At 38.6% G+C, this 15,793-nt stretch carries 17 protein-coding genes; 9 read left to right on the forward strand and 8 right to left on the reverse strand.

Going from position 1 to position 15,793, the window contains the following annotated elements; all coding sequences use genetic code 11:
• The 9 genes from KKH91_02040 to KKH91_02080 form a co-directional block, all read left to right on the forward strand.
• A partial coding sequence (locus KKH91_02040) for a dihydrodipicolinate synthase family protein (protein MBU0951598.1) occupies window positions 1-193 on the forward strand: 193 nt, incomplete at its 5' end.
• Window positions 194-216: 23 nt separating this feature from the next.
• On the forward strand, window positions 217-1,068 hold the full coding sequence (locus KKH91_02045) for a FecR family protein (protein MBU0951599.1): 852 nt from the start codon (window positions 217-219) through the stop codon (window positions 1,066-1,068).
• 51 nt (window positions 1,069-1,119) lie between these two features.
• Window positions 1,120-1,872 carry a 4-hydroxy-tetrahydrodipicolinate reductase gene (gene dapB, locus KKH91_02050; protein MBU0951600.1) on the forward strand — a complete coding sequence of 251 codons (753 nt, stop codon included), beginning with the start codon at window positions 1,120-1,122 and terminating at the stop codon, window positions 1,870-1,872.
• 56 nt (window positions 1,873-1,928) lie between these two features.
• Window positions 1,929-3,092: an LL-diaminopimelate aminotransferase gene (locus tag KKH91_02055; protein ID MBU0951601.1), complete on the forward strand. Its 1,164-nt coding sequence runs from the start codon at window positions 1,929-1,931 to the stop codon at window positions 3,090-3,092.
• Between the two features lie 8 nt (window positions 3,093-3,100).
• Window positions 3,101-3,499: a 2-amino-4-hydroxy-6-hydroxymethyldihydropteridine diphosphokinase gene (folK, locus tag KKH91_02060; GenBank protein ID MBU0951602.1), complete on the forward strand. Its 399-nt coding sequence runs from the start codon at window positions 3,101-3,103 to the stop codon at window positions 3,497-3,499.
• A complete protein-coding gene (locus KKH91_02065) occupies window positions 3,496-3,984 on the forward strand; it encodes an HIT domain-containing protein (GenBank protein MBU0951603.1) in 489 nt (162 codons plus the stop codon). Before folK ends, KKH91_02065 begins: the two co-directional genes overlap by 4 nt.
• Window positions 3,977-4,597, forward strand: a complete 621-nt coding sequence (locus tag KKH91_02070) for a MotA/TolQ/ExbB proton channel family protein (protein ID MBU0951604.1) — start codon at window positions 3,977-3,979, stop codon at window positions 4,595-4,597. The genes KKH91_02065 and KKH91_02070 overlap by 8 nt, the downstream gene beginning before the upstream one ends.
• Window positions 4,598-4,613: 16 nt before the next feature.
• Complete coding sequence (locus tag KKH91_02075) at window positions 4,614-5,036, forward strand: biopolymer transporter ExbD (GenBank protein ID MBU0951605.1); 423 nt, start codon at window positions 4,614-4,616, stop codon at window positions 5,034-5,036.
• A gap of 9 nt (window positions 5,037-5,045) precedes the next feature.
• Window positions 5,046-5,699: a TonB family protein gene (locus tag KKH91_02080; GenBank protein ID MBU0951606.1), complete on the forward strand. Its 654-nt coding sequence runs from the start codon at window positions 5,046-5,048 to the stop codon at window positions 5,697-5,699.
• On the opposite strand, the gene KKH91_02085 is transcribed toward KKH91_02080, so the two are convergent.
• The 8 genes from KKH91_02085 to KKH91_02120 all read right to left on the reverse strand — a co-directional run bounded on the left by KKH91_02085 (window position 5,700) and on the right by KKH91_02120 (window position 15,763).
• A complete protein-coding gene (locus tag KKH91_02085; protein MBU0951607.1) occupies window positions 5,700-6,773 on the reverse strand; it encodes a HEAT repeat domain-containing protein in 1,074 nt (357 codons plus the stop codon). It abuts the gene before it with no gap.
• Window positions 6,770-7,330: a phosphatase PAP2 family protein gene (locus KKH91_02090; GenBank protein ID MBU0951608.1), complete on the reverse strand. Its 561-nt coding sequence runs from the start codon at window positions 7,328-7,330 to the stop codon at window positions 6,770-6,772. Before KKH91_02090 ends, KKH91_02085 begins: the two co-directional genes overlap by 4 nt.
• Before the next feature lie 110 nt (window positions 7,331-7,440).
• Entirely contained in the window at window positions 7,441-7,806 is a 366-nt protein-coding gene (locus KKH91_02095; protein ID MBU0951609.1) for a hypothetical protein, read from the reverse strand.
• Window positions 7,807-8,152: 346 nt separating this feature from the next.
• Entirely contained in the window at window positions 8,153-9,685 is a 1,533-nt protein-coding gene (locus tag KKH91_02100) for an RNA-directed DNA polymerase (GenBank protein MBU0951610.1), read from the reverse strand.
• Window positions 9,686-9,696: 11 nt separating this feature from the next.
• Window positions 9,697-12,135, reverse strand: a complete 2,439-nt coding sequence (locus KKH91_02105) for an N-6 DNA methylase (protein MBU0951611.1) — start codon at window positions 12,133-12,135, stop codon at window positions 9,697-9,699.
• Between the two features lie 2 nt (window positions 12,136-12,137).
• Window positions 12,138-13,157 (reverse strand): virulence RhuM family protein, encoded by a 1,020-nt coding sequence (locus KKH91_02110; GenBank protein ID MBU0951612.1) that lies wholly within the window; start codon window positions 13,155-13,157, stop codon window positions 12,138-12,140.
• 10 nt (window positions 13,158-13,167) lie between these two features.
• Entirely contained in the window at window positions 13,168-15,678 is a 2,511-nt protein-coding gene (locus tag KKH91_02115; protein MBU0951613.1) for a DEAD/DEAH box helicase family protein, read from the reverse strand.
• A gap of 4 nt (window positions 15,679-15,682) precedes the next feature.
• Entirely contained in the window at window positions 15,683-15,763 is an 81-nt protein-coding gene (locus tag KKH91_02120; GenBank protein ID MBU0951614.1) for a helix-turn-helix domain-containing protein, read from the reverse strand.
• Window positions 15,764-15,793: the final 30 nt, after the last annotated feature.

Genomic DNA, 15,793 nt, shown 5'->3' on the forward strand with positions numbered 1-15,793 from the left:
AGCGCAAACCCTTCATTACAAGCTTTTCCTGTTAGTCAAAGCGATGTTTATTGAAACAAACCCTATTCCCGTAAAAACAGCTATGGGCCTGATGGGGCTTTGTTCCGATGAACTCCGTTTGCCTATGTGCCCCATGGAAGAAAATAACCTTGCAAAACTTAAAAGAACCCTGAAGGATTATCAACTGATATAAAGTTCTAAAATAAGGAGAAAGTTATGAAAAAAATAAAGCTGGCAGGCTTAATAACAATTTTTGGATTAACCCTTGGGTTAAATATAAAGGCATCTACGCTTAACACTGAGACTTCGCCTGCTGTTGCAACAATTACTGATTTTTCAGGACTAGTGGTAATAAAAAGAGCAGATCCGGGGAGCAAATGGGTACAAGCAAGGCTCTACACGCCGCTGGAAAAAAATGACACAATAAAAACCCAGAATAATTCTTCTGCGGAAATAACTTTAGAAGACGGCTCTATTTTCAGAATAGAGCATAATACCGAGCTTTGCCTGCAAAATTTGGAATATAGCAAGGAAAGCAAAAAACAGAATTTTATTATGAAGTTATTCAGCGGAATTTTATTGACTAATGCGGAAAAAACAGGAAATCCTGAGTCACAGATAGCTATTCACACCCCTACAGCAGTTCTTTCAGTAAGAGGGACAGAATTCGTGGTAGATATCGAAGACGAAAACACAACAAACGTAGGAGTGCTCAGCGGTTATGTATCCGCCAGAAGCTATTCGCAGGATAACCAGCTATCGAAAGAAGAAACGATGGTAAAGGTTGACCAGGAAACTCAAATAAAGAAATTTCAACCGCCCTTAAAACCTTATGCGCTGAGAGAAAGAATTTTGCGGCATAAGGAACTGTTGTTAAAATTAAGGGAAAGAAGAATACACATTCGTGCTAACTGGAAAAATATTGTTGCTAACAGAACTAAAATACGCCAAAAACTCCGTAAAAGAATTGAAGCAAATCCCCAGCTAAACTCGCCCGAACAACGCGAGAATATTAAGGAAAGAATCCAGCAAAGAAATAAGAAGCAAATTCAAAATAGAAAAAGATAATATACTCAATATCCTTCCAAGCGGATAGCATTGAGTATTAAAGGGGTAGTAATGACGAAAATATTAGTTATGGGCATTTGCGGTAACATGGGTTCCAGGATTGCCGCGCTTGCAAAAGAGGATTCTGGTATTGAAATGGTTGGAGGCACGGAACTAAAAGACAGCCCTGCAATTTACGGTTCGCAAATAGTTGATGATTTAAACAAAGTTATAGACAAAGCGGACGTCTTGATTGATTTTACAACAATCCCTTCAACTTTAAACAACCTGAAAATTGCAGAAAAAGCAAAAAAAGCTATGATAATAGGCACCACGGGTTTTAAGGATGAAGAACTTGCTGTAATTAAAAACGCTTCAAAAAATATCCCGATAGTCTTATCGCCTAATATGAGCGTAGGCATAAACCTGCTTTTTAAACTAGTAAAAGAAATTGCTCAGGTGGTGCCGCATTATGACATAGAAATTGTCGAAGCCCATCACAACCAGAAAAAAGATGCTCCTTCAGGCACAGCGGTAAAACTTGCCCAGGAAATTAACAGTGTTTTGGATAACAAGCTGAAAAAAGTTACCGGCAGGGACGGCATATGCGGGCCCAGGGAAAAAAATGAAATAGGTATCCTGTCTGTGCGCGCCGGCGATATTGTAGGAGACCATACCATTATGTATGCCGGTCCGGGAGAACGCATAGAGCTAACCCACCGCGCCCACTCGCGCGATATTTTTGCAAGCGGCGCTTTAGTGGCAGCAAAATGGATATCAGGCAAAAAACCGGGCCTATACAACATGCAGGATGTGCTGTTTTAAAGGAATACCCGCCATATGCTTCTTAGCGCATGGAATGGCGGGTTAAAAAGGATGAAATGAAATATTCAAACAGCGTAGAAAAATTACCGCCGTACCTTTTTATAGAAATCGACAAAAAAAAGAAAGAACTTATAGACAAAGGCGTTGATATCATCAGTTTCGGTGTCGGTGATCCCGACAAACCTACTCCAAAACATATTATTAAAGCGGGCCAGAAAGCTCTCTTAAACCCGGTTTATCACCAATATCCTTTTGGTTCAGGCTTAAAAAAATACAGGCAGGCAATCGCTGAATACTTTAATAGAAGATTCGGCGTTTTATTAGATCCGGATACGCAAATACATTCTAATATCGGTTCAAAAGAAGCTATCGGCCATCTACCGCTTGCTTTTATAAACCCTGGCGACGTGGTACTGATACCTGAACCGGGATACCCTGTGTATAACTCAGGAACGATTTTCGCCGGTGCCCGGGCGTACTTCATGCCTCTACTGGAAAAAAATGATTTTTTACCTGACCTTTCAATAATTCCTGAGGAAATCCTAAGCCGCGCAAAATTAATGTTCCTGAATTACCCGAACAACCCGACAGCGGCAGTGGCAACTAAAAGTTTTTTTGAGAAAGTTGTCGCGTTCGCGAAAAAATACAATATAATAGTCGCCCATGACGCGGCTTACGCCGAAATGTATTACGATAAAAAACATCCCCCTATTTCCTTTCTTTCGATACCCGGCGCAATGGATATTGGAATTGAAATACATTCGCTTTCTAAAACCTACAACATGACCGGCTGGCGTATCGGCTGGGTTTGCGGCAATGCGGATTTAATAACCGGGTTCTCAAAAGTAAAAAATAATTATGACAGCGGTGTTTTTTCGGCAATACAGGCCGCAGCTATTGCCGCATTGTCTTCTTCGCAAAAATGCGTAGAAGACTCGCGGAAAATGTATAAAGCGAGGCGCGGTGTGCTTGTTGAAGGGCTTAACAAAACCGGCTTCAGCGTAAGGCAGCCCCAGGCAACATTTTATGTCTGGGCGCGTGTGCCAAACGGGCATACATCCGCCCAGACAGCTCAAAAACTTCTAAGCGAAGCAGGCATAGTAGTTACACCCGGAAACGGCCTGGGCAAATCAGGAGAAGGTTATGTGCGTTTTGTAATAACCCAGGAAGTGAAACGTATTAAAGAAGCTTTAGAGCGCATACAGAAAATCATTTGGTGAAACTAAATATGGCAAAAGTATATATCGGCGTAGGAAGCAACCTCGGTGATAAAAGAGAAAATATTTTCAAGGCGCTTGAAATGCTCAATCAGGCAAGTGAAATAGAAATCAACAAATGCTCGTCAATATATAAGACAAAACCTTTTGGCCATATCAGACAGCCTGATTTTTTTAATGCCGCCTGGGAAGTTGAAACAGCCCTTCAACCGGAAATATTATTGGCTGTTTTAAAAAATATTGAGAGAAAAATCGGCAGAAAGAAAACTTTCCGCTGGGGCCCAAGAGTTATTGACCTGGATATTTTGACCTACGGAAATAAAAAAATAAAAACAAAAAATTTGACAGTTCCTCATCCTGAGATGCAGCATAGGGATTTTGTACTGCAGCCATTAAGAGAAATAAAATGAAAACGATGTTTGCGCCCTGGAGAATGAAATTCATCACAAGCAAAAAAGAGAAGGGCTGCATATTCTGTAGAACACTTAAATCTAAGGAAGACAAAAAAAATCTAGTATTATACCGTTCGAAAACCGCTTTTGTAATTCTTAACCTTTATCCTTACACCAACGGCCATCTGATGATAGTGCCGAAAAAACATACAAATAAGATTGAAAACCTTAATTCCTCGGAGCTTTGCGAACTTATGAAGTTGGTTCAACTCTCAGTAAAAGCTCTGGACAAAACCTACAAACCGCAAGGGTATAATATCGGCATGAATATAGGCAAGTGCGGAGGCGCCGGCATCGCGGGCCACATTCACATACATGTAGTTCCGCGCTGGCTCGGAGATACGAATTTTACATCTGCAATTTGCGAAACTAAAGTAATACCGGAATCATTGGCCGAAACTTATAAAAAATTAAAAAAAGTAATTGAGGTGCCCCATGTTTAGTTCATTTACTCTAAAATCAATTTTCATACAAAGCTGGCCGATAGTCAGCTTATTGCTTCTTTTATCGATTGCCTGCTGGGCAATTATACTGGAACGCTGGTTCAGATTCAGAAAAAGTTCGCAATTCACCACTGCTCTGGAGAACAAAGTAAAAACACTTGTAGAACAAAAAAAACTTTCCGAAGCTAATTCAGTGGCTGTTAAATATACGAATTCAATAGCAAAACTGTACGGTGAAATTCTTAAAAGCCATTCTAAAAACCCAGACGATATGGAACGGTTGATGTTTAGAAGCATACGCCTTGAACTTGAAGACCTCAATAAAAACCTGGTTTTTCTGGGCACAGTCGGCAGCACTACACCGTTTATTGGGCTTTTTGGAACCGTTATAGGAATTATCAAAGCGTTTAAAGCGCTGAGTTTAACAAGTTCCGCCGGCCCGGCTGTTGTGGCTAACGGTATTTCCGAAGCGCTGGTTAATACAGCCCTGGGTTTATTTGTTGCTATCCCGGCTGTTGTAGCATACAACTTTTTTATAAACAGAATTAAAAAAACGGCAACCATACTTGAAGTTACCGGAGAGGATTTAATAGATAGGCTGGAAGAAAAATGAGGGCAGGGTATTCATAATGAAGAGAAACTACTCCACTATTGACGAAAAATACGCGCCTTTTGCAGAAATCAACATGATTCCTTTTATTGATATCGCGCTGGTCCTGCTTATAATATTTATGATAATGACCCCGATAATGGTACAATCTGTGCTTAAAGTGAACCTTCCTAAAGCCGCAACAGCAATTTCATCCAGCGACGAAGTTTTTGAAATTCAGGTAGAAAAAGACGGAACCATAATAATAAGAGGCCGCAGAATTTCTAAGGAATCGCTGCAGAGCAATCTTATTGCCTATCTAACAAGTTCAGGCAAAAATTCGGTTCTGATACAGGCAGACAAAGATGTCCCTTTTGAAGATGTAGTTTATGTGATGGATGTCGCCAAAAAATCCGGAGCCGTAAAACTTGGCGTGGCCGTAAAGGGAACGGAGCTTAATTAACAGGCTAGCATGACCAAATTTTTAGCCTATTCTACAGGCCTTCATTTAACAATATTTTTCCTAATCTTTAGTTCGTTTTTTTTCCAGCGCCATGTTGACGTTTCCATGTATTACGGAGTTGATTTTGTAGGAACAATCGGCGGAAGCGCTCAAAAACCCAGCACTGATATAAAAACCAAAGAAAGTAAAATAATAACCATCCCGAAGGTAACTAAAGACGATTTGCAAATAAAAACAAAAAACACAAAAACTAAAGATTTGGTAAGAAGGCTGGTTGACAGGGAAAACCCGCCTGCCCAGGTGATAAATCCCGAAGGTAACGCAGGCGCCGGTAACTCAGGCCTCCCTTTCGGCCAGGGAGGAGGAGGGATTTCCGTTTCAAACTTTCCTTATAACTGGTATCTGTCAATTTTAAGGGACAGGCTTATGTCCCGCTGGAATGAAGGATCCTCATTAAGCAAAAAACAGGTATGCAGTGTGATGTTTGTTATTGAAAAGGATGGTTCTTTAGGCGATTTATCAATAGAACGCAGTTCCGGCGACGGTTATTTTGATCACGTCGCTTTAAGGTCTGTAGAGTATTCCCAGCCTTTCCCCCCGCTTCCGGAAGACTTCAAAGAAAACGAATTAAGAGTCCACGTCGACTTCAAAGTCGCCCAATAACTACTTCTTTGTCGCAACTATTGCGCCGATGGCTTTTACGATTTCCGGCTGTAATTTTTCATCGGCATCCTTCAGGCATACAGATAAAGTCCCAATAGCCGCGCGGTCACCTATCACACCAAGAGCCTCAACTATCGCAAATTGAATTTCCGGCTTATTCTCTTCTTTCAATCTTTCGCAAAGATAAGGAACTGAAGCTTTAGCCTTAAGTGATTTTAAAATACCGACACATAAACTGCGTGTTTTAGGGTCTGAACTGTCCAGCATTTCAGAAATCTTTTCAATAGCATCCGCTCCCCCGATTGAACCTAAAGCAGAAATTACAGAAAACCTTACAACTGGGTTAAAATCCTTCAACGCTTCGCTTAATACCCCAACCACTGTTTCATTTCCAATAACTGCCATTTTGTCTATCACGCTTAATTTTATCGAAAGGTCCTTGTCTTTTGCGGCTTCTGCCAGGGCTACCAGCGCATCAGGATGGTTAATGTTTCCGATTATTCCTATGGCTTTTACACGCAGTTTCTTGTCTGATTCGCTTAATACAGTTTTTAGCGGCTGTATTATCGCCGGGCTGCCAATTTTTGCCAACTCGTCAACAGCCTGATTTTTTACATTCGAATCCTTGTCCTTTAGCGCTTTACTTAGAGCAACAATTACTTTTTCATTGCCTATTTTTCCCAATGCAATAACGGACGCCAATCTTACCTTTGAGTCCTTATCGTCCAGCATGGATCCGATTACAGATATAAGGTTTTCGCTTTTAAGCTCGCCTAATGCTTCAAGAGCGTAGCCGCGTACAGCGACTTCCTTATCTTTAAGAGCAATTTTCAATCCTTCAACAGCCCTTTCATCAGTCATTGCTGCAAGTTCTACAACGGCCTGATAGCGGACTTTATATGATTTGTCTTTAAGGCTATTGAGTGCTTTGTCCAAATCTGATACTGCGGCTGGTGCATTAGTTTCGGCGGGAGCTGGCGTTGCGACCGTCGCAGGTGCTGGTGCTGCATTTTGTGCCTGTAAAATACCAGCTAATAAAACCGAACAAAAAACCAAAACAAAAATTCTTCTCATTTTACCCTCCGTTTTTGTATTTGTACGGTTATACCAAATAATTTGATTGCAATGAAGGAAAAAATTACAGAAAATAAAGCTCCGGTAAAAACGTCTGCCGGGTAATGTACACCTGTGTAAACTCGCGAGAATGCAACCATTGCAGCTATAGTAAACATTAAAGCAGTAACCCAGGTTTTGCGCCAGCTATAACTTATAACTATAGCCGCTGTAAACATATTAACCGCATGTGATGAAGGCATGGAATAACCCCAGGCTTTTACAAGCTGGTTTACATCAGAAAGAGTTTCAAAAGGGCGCAATCTGTGAAAAAACGGCTTTAATATTTGATTTGTAACCGAATCGCTTATTAAAATGGCAATCAGGCAAAGAAAAAAAGTTTCCCTGCCCTTTTCCTTCCCGAAAATAACCAGCAACGCAAATAAAATTAATATAGGGAAGGTCCAGTATTCTCTGGTTGTTATAATGGGCATCAAAACATCAAAAACAATGTTCTTCAGCCCGTGATTAATGAAGAAAAATAGTTTTATGTCTAAGGAGGCAAGTGAATTCAGCATGTTGTTAATATACCCAAAATAATTACTAGGATCGTGGTATCTCCAGTACCCTGCTTTACTACATACAATAAAAGATTTCCATTCTGAGTTTTACGTAAAGAATAAAAAAATTATTTCGCTCCTAATTTCTTGCCTCTATGCTGCACCCTTTCACCCCTATGCTGCATCCTTTCTCCTCTATTCTGCATTCTCTCGCCTTTTCTCTCTAATGCTTTTCCTGCTTTTTCTTTACCGGCGGCTTCCAGGGCTTCACCTTTCTTCTCTAATTTTTCTCCCCTCTTTTCAATCGCTTCTCCTCTTTTCTCGATGTTTTTGCCTCTCTTAATTAATCTTTTTCCAGGCTTCTTTGCGGGTGCCGCCGGGGTAGCCGGTGTTGCTGCACTTACTCCGGGATCAGCCGGGGTAGCCGGTGTCGCCTGGGAAAATACAATACCTGAAACAAACAAAAACGCTAATGCAAAAACCACTCTTTTCATGTCACCCTCCCTTTGTGATACCCCAGGTTACTCGCTTAAAAGAGTCTGGAGTACCCTCCATTTTTAGGTAAAAAGCCACTCTACCTGAAAAAATTGTACCAATTCAGGGCCTAAAAATCAATGTTTCGAATCTCATTTTCGAATCTCTTTTTTAAAATACGGTGTTTTTTGAACGAAGTTTGAACATTTTTTGACGAAAATCCGAATTCCGAATTTTGAAATCCAATCGCTCGGGCGGGCAAAAAGGAAGGGGGTTGGGCTTCGCCCCCCAAACTTTTCGGCGGACCGGCGGGACTAAGAAACTAAATTCTTTTCCAAGATTTCAAAATGCTTCGGATCTGATTCTTTAATATGAATAAGTCTTTGAACCAAAAAGTTCAACCTCGTCAGCGTCAATTACTTTGTTTATTTTATCTATTATTTCTTCGTCAACAATCGGCTCTTTACTTATCAATGTCTTTAAGCTGTCTTTGAGCCAATCAGAGTTCCAAATAATTATTGAATTATCATTAACTTTTTTACATAAATTTTCTTCGTATTGTTTTTGTCTGTCAATTTTTAGCGTTACTCGTTGTAGCCATATTTTTATATGTCCTGTGTTTGGTATTTTGTTAAACCTTGTATTTATTTCTTTCAAAATATTTTCTCTAATTTCATCAGTATCTACCAATGATAAAAGCTTACTTAAAATAGCACAAACAATGGGATAGGTTCGAGGATTTTTATAAGCAATGTCAACAAGAATACTGACTAAAACCCGAACATTTTGTTTTATCTCTTTAATGTTTTCTATTCTATTGAAATACTTGTCTAGCGCCTTGCTTAAACTTCCTGAATTTGGAAATTTTTGAGACAGTTCGTGAATAATTAATAAGTGTTCTTGTAAACTTCTTGCGCCTTTCTTTGCTGTAATCCAATAAAGTTTGTCTGGCTTAATTGAATCACGAACTACATTATTGGATACTAAAGTCTTTTGAGCATTTAATCGCATACCAAGCTCAATCATAATTTCCGTCAACAGTTTAGCAATCAATTCAGCGTCTTGTGGATTATTTGTAAAAATTCTATAGTCATCGCGATACCTGATAATTTGATAATCGTTAATTTGTTCTTGCTTTATTTTTTCTGAGAGTTCAAGGTCTGCATAACCTAAAACCATTTCAGCAATAAAATCCATTAAAACGCTTCCTTGGGGAATGCCATTTGTCTGTCCACAAGCCATATCACGGAGATACTTGTCAATTAAGTTTCCAATTAATGAATAGTCGTTTCTGTTTTTTGGGATTTTTGCAATAGCTTTTTTGTGTATTGCCCACGCTAAAGAATGAGTATAAATAGAGCCATAGCAATCCGTAATATCAGTGTGTAAAACATACTCAAAGTTTAGAGCCGAAGCAATTGATTGCTGTTCAATAGCCTGCCACCATTGGTTAACAGCAGTTGCTTTGTCAGAAAGTTCGCCTTCTGATTCAAGAGGTAGACTATGGCATCTAATTTTTGGGTTACTACTAAATTCTTTAAACCTGTCAACGATAACTTTCCAATTACTTTTTTCAGTTATTTTATGAACAAGCGATACATATAATGCAGGGTGTATCAATTGAAGTGGTCGGTAAGCAAACTTACCGTCTTTATTGTTTAAAAAAATATAATTTACATTTTCAAAATCACAAGGGTAAGTTACTTTTTTTCTTTTTGTTATTGGGTCATCATGGCTATTATAAAAGTCGGACAATAATTTCCCTTCGATGTTTTGGGATACTTTGTCTAACACAGTTTGAAACACAAAATATTTAGGTAAGTCAAAATTAAAATAGCTCTCTACTTTTAGAAAATATTGCTTTGCTTCAATATGGCTGTATTCTATTAATTGTTTCATAGTTAATAAAATTATATTTCGCTTAAAACATCAGAAATTTTTTGATCGTAAATTTCAATCAATTGTCTGTTTGCGTTGATTATTTGTTGTTCCTTTTCCGCTTCGGCGACAAGTTTTTTCTGAATTTCCAAAGGCGGAAGTGGGATTTTATACTTACGCACAAAATCAATATTCAATCGTCTTTGACCAGCTGATCCGGTCATGTGATTTTTCCCTTCATCGATAAACTGCGTATTGGCGACGAAATTATAAATCCATTCAGGAATTGTCTTGTCATTTGTGCGAAAGACAATAAATTCGGTAGAGCCAAAACCAATTCCATTTTTTAACTTTCTTGCGATTGCTGACTTCCCATTTTCAAAACAAGGCGTGATTTTAGCAAGCAAAACATCATTTTCTGCAAAATATGTATATCCCTTGTAAACCTCGCTAATTATCTTTGTTTGTTTTGGCTCAAAATAATAATTTTGTTCGCTTACATCTGTCATTGGCACAAAACTAACTTCAATATCTTTTTCTTTAACCTCTGATTTTTTTGGATTGATTTCACAAAGTTCTTCCAACTCAACCCACTCAACGCCCTCTAATTTTCTAAGCGACTGACCAAAATAGCGTCTCTCTCTCTCTAAACTTTCAATCACCGCTTTGGCGGCTTCAATCGCTTTTTGTTTGACTTCAATCTGCTCAACGATTTCTTTTTGAACTTCAATCGGCGGAAGCGGGATTTTGAAGGGAGATATTGACGCTCTTGTAATTTGTGGTTGCGCCGAACCCGATATTACAGATTTGAGATTTGAATTTCTTAAGAAATAAAAAAGGAATTGTTTATCAAGTAAATTGTTTTTTGGTTTTACTACCATTGCATTTCCCGTAACCCAAGATTTAGGCTCTGACAAATTTATAGTTCCACAAGTCGCACCTCGACAAGTGATCAAAACTTCGCTTTCCTCGTGGTTGTATTTATCATAAAAACCGATTACGCCATTTGCTCCAAAAACTTTATAAGGTCCTGCAGATTTTATATCTTTAGATGTAATAGTTTTTGGTTGATAAATTTCGCAAATCTCGCCTAATTCCACCATTTCCCATTTTTGATTAGTAAAACTTATAACTTCTTTATATCTATCGCCTGAAAGATTATAATCACCCGTTGCAATTATTTTGTCTTTGGTGACAAGATGAGCGATTTGATTTTTGCTTTTATTAAACTCAAAATCTTTACCGTCTTTCAACGCTTGCTTATATTTCTTGATAATTTCCAAAGCCAAGGGCAAGTCATTTTTATTATGCTCACGTCTTTGCGCGCCGAGATCAAAGCCGTCATTTTGGATTTTTAAAAATAAAAAGCTTTTTGTTTTCTTGGAAATCTCATTATCAAAAAGTAAAACGCTCGTTTTCACTCCCGCATAAGGATTAAAAACACCAGCGGGAAGCGAAACAACCGCAAAAAGACCGTCTTCAACTAATTTTTTACGCAATTGCGTGTAAGCATTATTTGATTGAAAAATCACGCCCTCCGGCACAATAATCCCAGCTCGTCCTTTGATCGTCAAATGCTCAACAATATAATCCACAAACAACACTTCTGCTCGATTAGCTTGGATTGAAAATCTTTTGTGGGGAACAATTCCACCTTTCGGCGTCATAAACGGCGGATTGGCGAGAATTACATCAAAGGTTTCATCCCAGCGTTTTTCACTTGTGAGCGAATCATATTCATGGATTTTTGGCTCTGGAAATCCGTGCAGATACATATTCACAAGCGCTAATTTCACCATATCGGGCGAAATATCATAGCCCGCAAGATTATTCATCAACTTCAATTTTTCATCAGGCGTGAGGGCTTTTTCTTTATTCTGCTTCAAAATATGCTTATAAGCGGAAATCAAAAATCCAGCTGTTCCGCAAGCGGGGTCAAGGATTGTTTCGTTTTTCTTCGGATCAACAACTTCAACAATAAAATCAATGATATGGCGAGGCGTGCGGAATTGTCCCGCATCGCCTTGGCTTCCAAGAATAGAAAGCAGATATTCAAAAGCATTTCCTAAATTTTCGCTGTGTTCGTAATTAAATTCATTGATCTCTTTCAAGAAAAGCGAGAGCGTTCGCGCGTCGTTGTATGGCAAAAATGCGCCTTTGAAAATATTCCGAAACAATTGCGGAATATGCGGATTTTTCGGCATATTCGTAATTGCCTGAACATAGAGGTCAAGCCGTTCTTGTCCAGAAAGTTTGTTGTCCAGAATTTTCGTCCACGAAAATTTTTTCCAGTCATCAACGAAAAATTGAGTTTTTAATCCAACCTCTTCGTTTTCCTTATCCATATCATCCATAAACTTGTAGATAAGAGCAGTTGTGATTTGCTCAACCTGCGCCTTTGGATCAGGAACTTTACCGACAAGAATTTGTCGGGCAGAGTCTAGTTTTCGTTTTGTAGTTTGATCAAGCATAATTATTTTTTATTTTTATTTTTACCAATCAGCTTAACGGTTTTATTTGCAAAAGCGTCAAAATCTTTATCTGCCTTACTCGGAGTTTTTAAGTTTTTTTGATAATAGATGCCATATTCTCTTTCCGCTAGTTCTTTCGCTAGCTCATGAGACACCTTACCAGCATCTTTTAAAATATCTTTTCTATTAATCTGTAAAAATTCATGAAGTCTTTCTACCCAGTCTTTCATATACATTGGAATTCTTTGCATTGCCTGCCCTTCAGCGAATACGAGATATTGCTCGACAAGATTATTTAAAACCAAAAGCTCTTGCCCATCCAAATAATTTTTAGCAATTGCCACCTCGTCTTTAGTCGGCTTGACTCCTCTGAAATTTGTTAAACCAGCATTTAGCTTTTTGCTATCTACCCTACTGGCGATTATCTCCGCCGCTGTGTTTCCAGTAATAGCATAATGAATTTTGTTTTGCACTGTCTTAAAAAATACAATGCTTTGTTCGTCGGTTGGGTCATAATCAACACTCGTGGCATAAATATCAGTAATTTTCCGATAAAATCGTTTTTCAGAAGTGCGAATATCCGATAGGCGACGAGCTAATTCTTCAAAATAATCAAATGGCAGATCGGGATTTTTTAGTCGTTCATCATCCAACACAAAACCCTTAATAATATATTCGCGTAAATGCATCGTCGCCCACTGCCGAAAAGCTGTGGCAATAGAGCTCTTTACACGATACCCGACTGAAATTATAAGATCAAGATTATAATAATTTGTTGAATAATTTTTGCCATCGGTGGCAGTTGTCAAGAAATCCTTTACAACTGAATTTGTCTGCAACTCGCCCTCTTCAAAAATATTTTTTATATGTTGGCTTATATTCTGTTTGGTTGTTTGAAAAAGATCTGCTAACGCATTTTGTGTAAGCCATACTGTTTCATTTTCAAAACGAACATCTATTTTTATTTGTCCTTCTTCCGTTTTATATATCACAATTTGTGATTTTTGATTATTTTTTTTCATAAAAATTTGGTTACCTCATATAAACATTAACGAGAACATAATCTTTGACGTATATCGGAACAGTCTCGCGAAATCCATTCAATTGCTTAAATTCTGCCATCGTAAAACCTGCATATTCTCGTGGAAATCGTTTATTATTTATTTCGTTGCGAAAATATTCATTGGAAACATACGCTTTCAGATAATTTTTGATATGCGGAACATATTTGCTTTCAGGTTTGTAAATTGAAATAAACTTTTCGCATTCTTCCTCCAACTTTTCATCTTTGGATTTGAAAACATCAATCAAGCCGAAAATTCGTTCCAAAAATTCACGCCAAGAAATACGGCGATCAAGATTTTCGCTCTTGCGGATTTTTTCAAGATTCAAGAATAATTGCGGTTTGTCTTCGTACTTGTCGCGCATAATCTGCACGGCTTTGTCCCACTGCTCATTTTCAACGGCAGATTTTACTTCCGTGTCTTTTTGCAATTCTTCGCGGGCTTTTTCAAAAAGTTTTCTATCAACTTTCATTCCCTCTATTCCGACAGGTGTTTCAGTAAGCGTTTTTACTTTGTCAGGATTGAAAACTTCTATTTCATCAATATCTACGCCGACAGGTCCGTCTCCGCCCGTTCCTTTTTGCTTGATAGGCAACAGTAAAACCTCGTCATAATCAAATTTTTCTTCAAAGTATTCGCAGTTTGCGAAAAAGTCGAAAAATTTGAAATGATCTTTTGTCGCTTTGTGCTTTTCGCCGTATTCGTCGGTATATTCAAAAGTGAATTTTCTTGTTCCTCGTCCTTTGATCTGAATAAAATCAGTTGGCGAAAAGACGGGGCGCATAAGCGCAAGATTCAAAATATCTTGGCAATCATAGCCCGTTGTCATCATTCCAACAGTTACGCAAATTCTTGTTTTGGTGGATTTGTAATTTTCCAAAAATTTTGTGTGTCCGCTTAGATTGTTGTTTGCGAAATTGATTGTGAATTGCTGGCTGTCTGCAATGTTTGAGGTTATTTGCACGGCAAAATCAGAATTGTATTTGTCAGGCCAAAGCTGGCTCGCCATTTGATTGAGTGTCTGGGTAATTTTTGAAGCGTGCTTTTGGCTAACGCAAAATACAATACTTTTGCCAATTTCACCGCTTATCGGGTCTTTGAAGGCGTTTTCGATAAATGTCTGGCAAAAGACACGATTTGTTTTTTCGGAAAAGAATTTCTTTTCAAAATCCTTTTGGAAAAATGTTTCTTCGCTTTCCCCGCCTTCTTCGTCTTCAACCATAACCGCATAGCCTTTTTCTGAAAGTAATTCGGTGGTGATGTCGGTTCGCGCGTCCGAAACAACAGGATTGATCAAAAATCCTTTTTTTACTCCGTCCAATAAGCTAAAACGAAAAGTCGGCTCGCCGTTTTTGCAACCAAAAGTCGTGTAAGTGTCCAAGAGTTGCCGTCTTTCCCACGCTCGCGGGTCTTTTTGTAATAATTTTTGCGGATTAATATTTTTCAAATAATCTTTCGGCGTTGCGGTCAACCCCAATTTATAACCGATAAAATATTCAAAAACTGCTCGCGAGTTTCCACCGATTGCTCGGTGTGATTCGTCGGCAATAACTAAATCAAAATCAGTCGGTGAAAATAGTTTTTTATATTTGTCTTGAGAAGAAAGACTTTGAACGGTCGTGATAACAACTTCCGCCTTTTTCCAGTCATCACGATTTTGCTTGTAAATAACAGAGGAAAAATCATTGCTCAAATAGCGGACAAAGTTTTTATGCGCTTGATCTTCCAATTCCAAACGATCAACCAAAAACAAAATTCTTTTTGCGTTCCCTGTTCTTAAAAATAGTTTGATAATTGCGGCGGAAATAAGCGTTTTCCCTGTGCCTGTTGCCATTTCAAAAAGAAAACGATCATTTCCAGCTTCGGCGGATTTCTGCAAAGCGTGAACCGCTTTGAGCTGATACGGGCGCAAAATTCGCAAATTTTCGTCCCAAAGATACTGTTCTTGTGTTTCTTCATTGAGGTAGCGAGGATCATCCTTGAAATTTGGATTTTGCGTAAGAGCGATATAATCTTCTTTGACTTCTTCGTCCGCTAAACGCTGATTGTCAGGCTTGAAATCTTGCCTGTGTTTCAAAGATTCTTGCGTTGGGAATTCGGTAATAATTTCAGGATCGCCTCGCTCCAAATCCCAAAAATAATGAAGATTGCCGTTTGAAAGAATAACGAAACGAGCATTTTCAGTATGGGCGTATTTTCTCGCTTGTTCTTTTCCGTCTAGCGGATTTTTATCTTCTTTCTTGGCTTCCAAAATAACGAGCGGGAAACCTTTTTCATCTAGCAATAAAAAATCAATAAAGCCGTTTTTTGTAGATTCAAAATCTTCGCCGAAAGCGTCAATGTCTTTTTGGGTAAGTTTCACATTTGACTCAAGCGAAATGTTTGCTTGTCCTTTTTCATTATCAAAAAATCGCCAGCCTGCTTGTTCGAGGAGTTTGTTTATTTTTATTCGTGCCTTTGCTTCTTTATAATTTGCCATAGTTTTATTTCATTAAATCATCAAGCGAAACGCCGAGAGCGTCCGCAATTTTTTTGACTGTATCAATGGTGGGGTTGGGGGGGATTCCGCTTTTCCTTTGCTCAAACGGAACGGG

The organism is Elusimicrobiota bacterium (assembly GCA_018816525.1).
Classification (GTDB): domain Bacteria; phylum Elusimicrobiota; class Endomicrobiia; order CG1-02-37-114; family XYA2-FULL-39-19; genus OXYB2-FULL-48-7.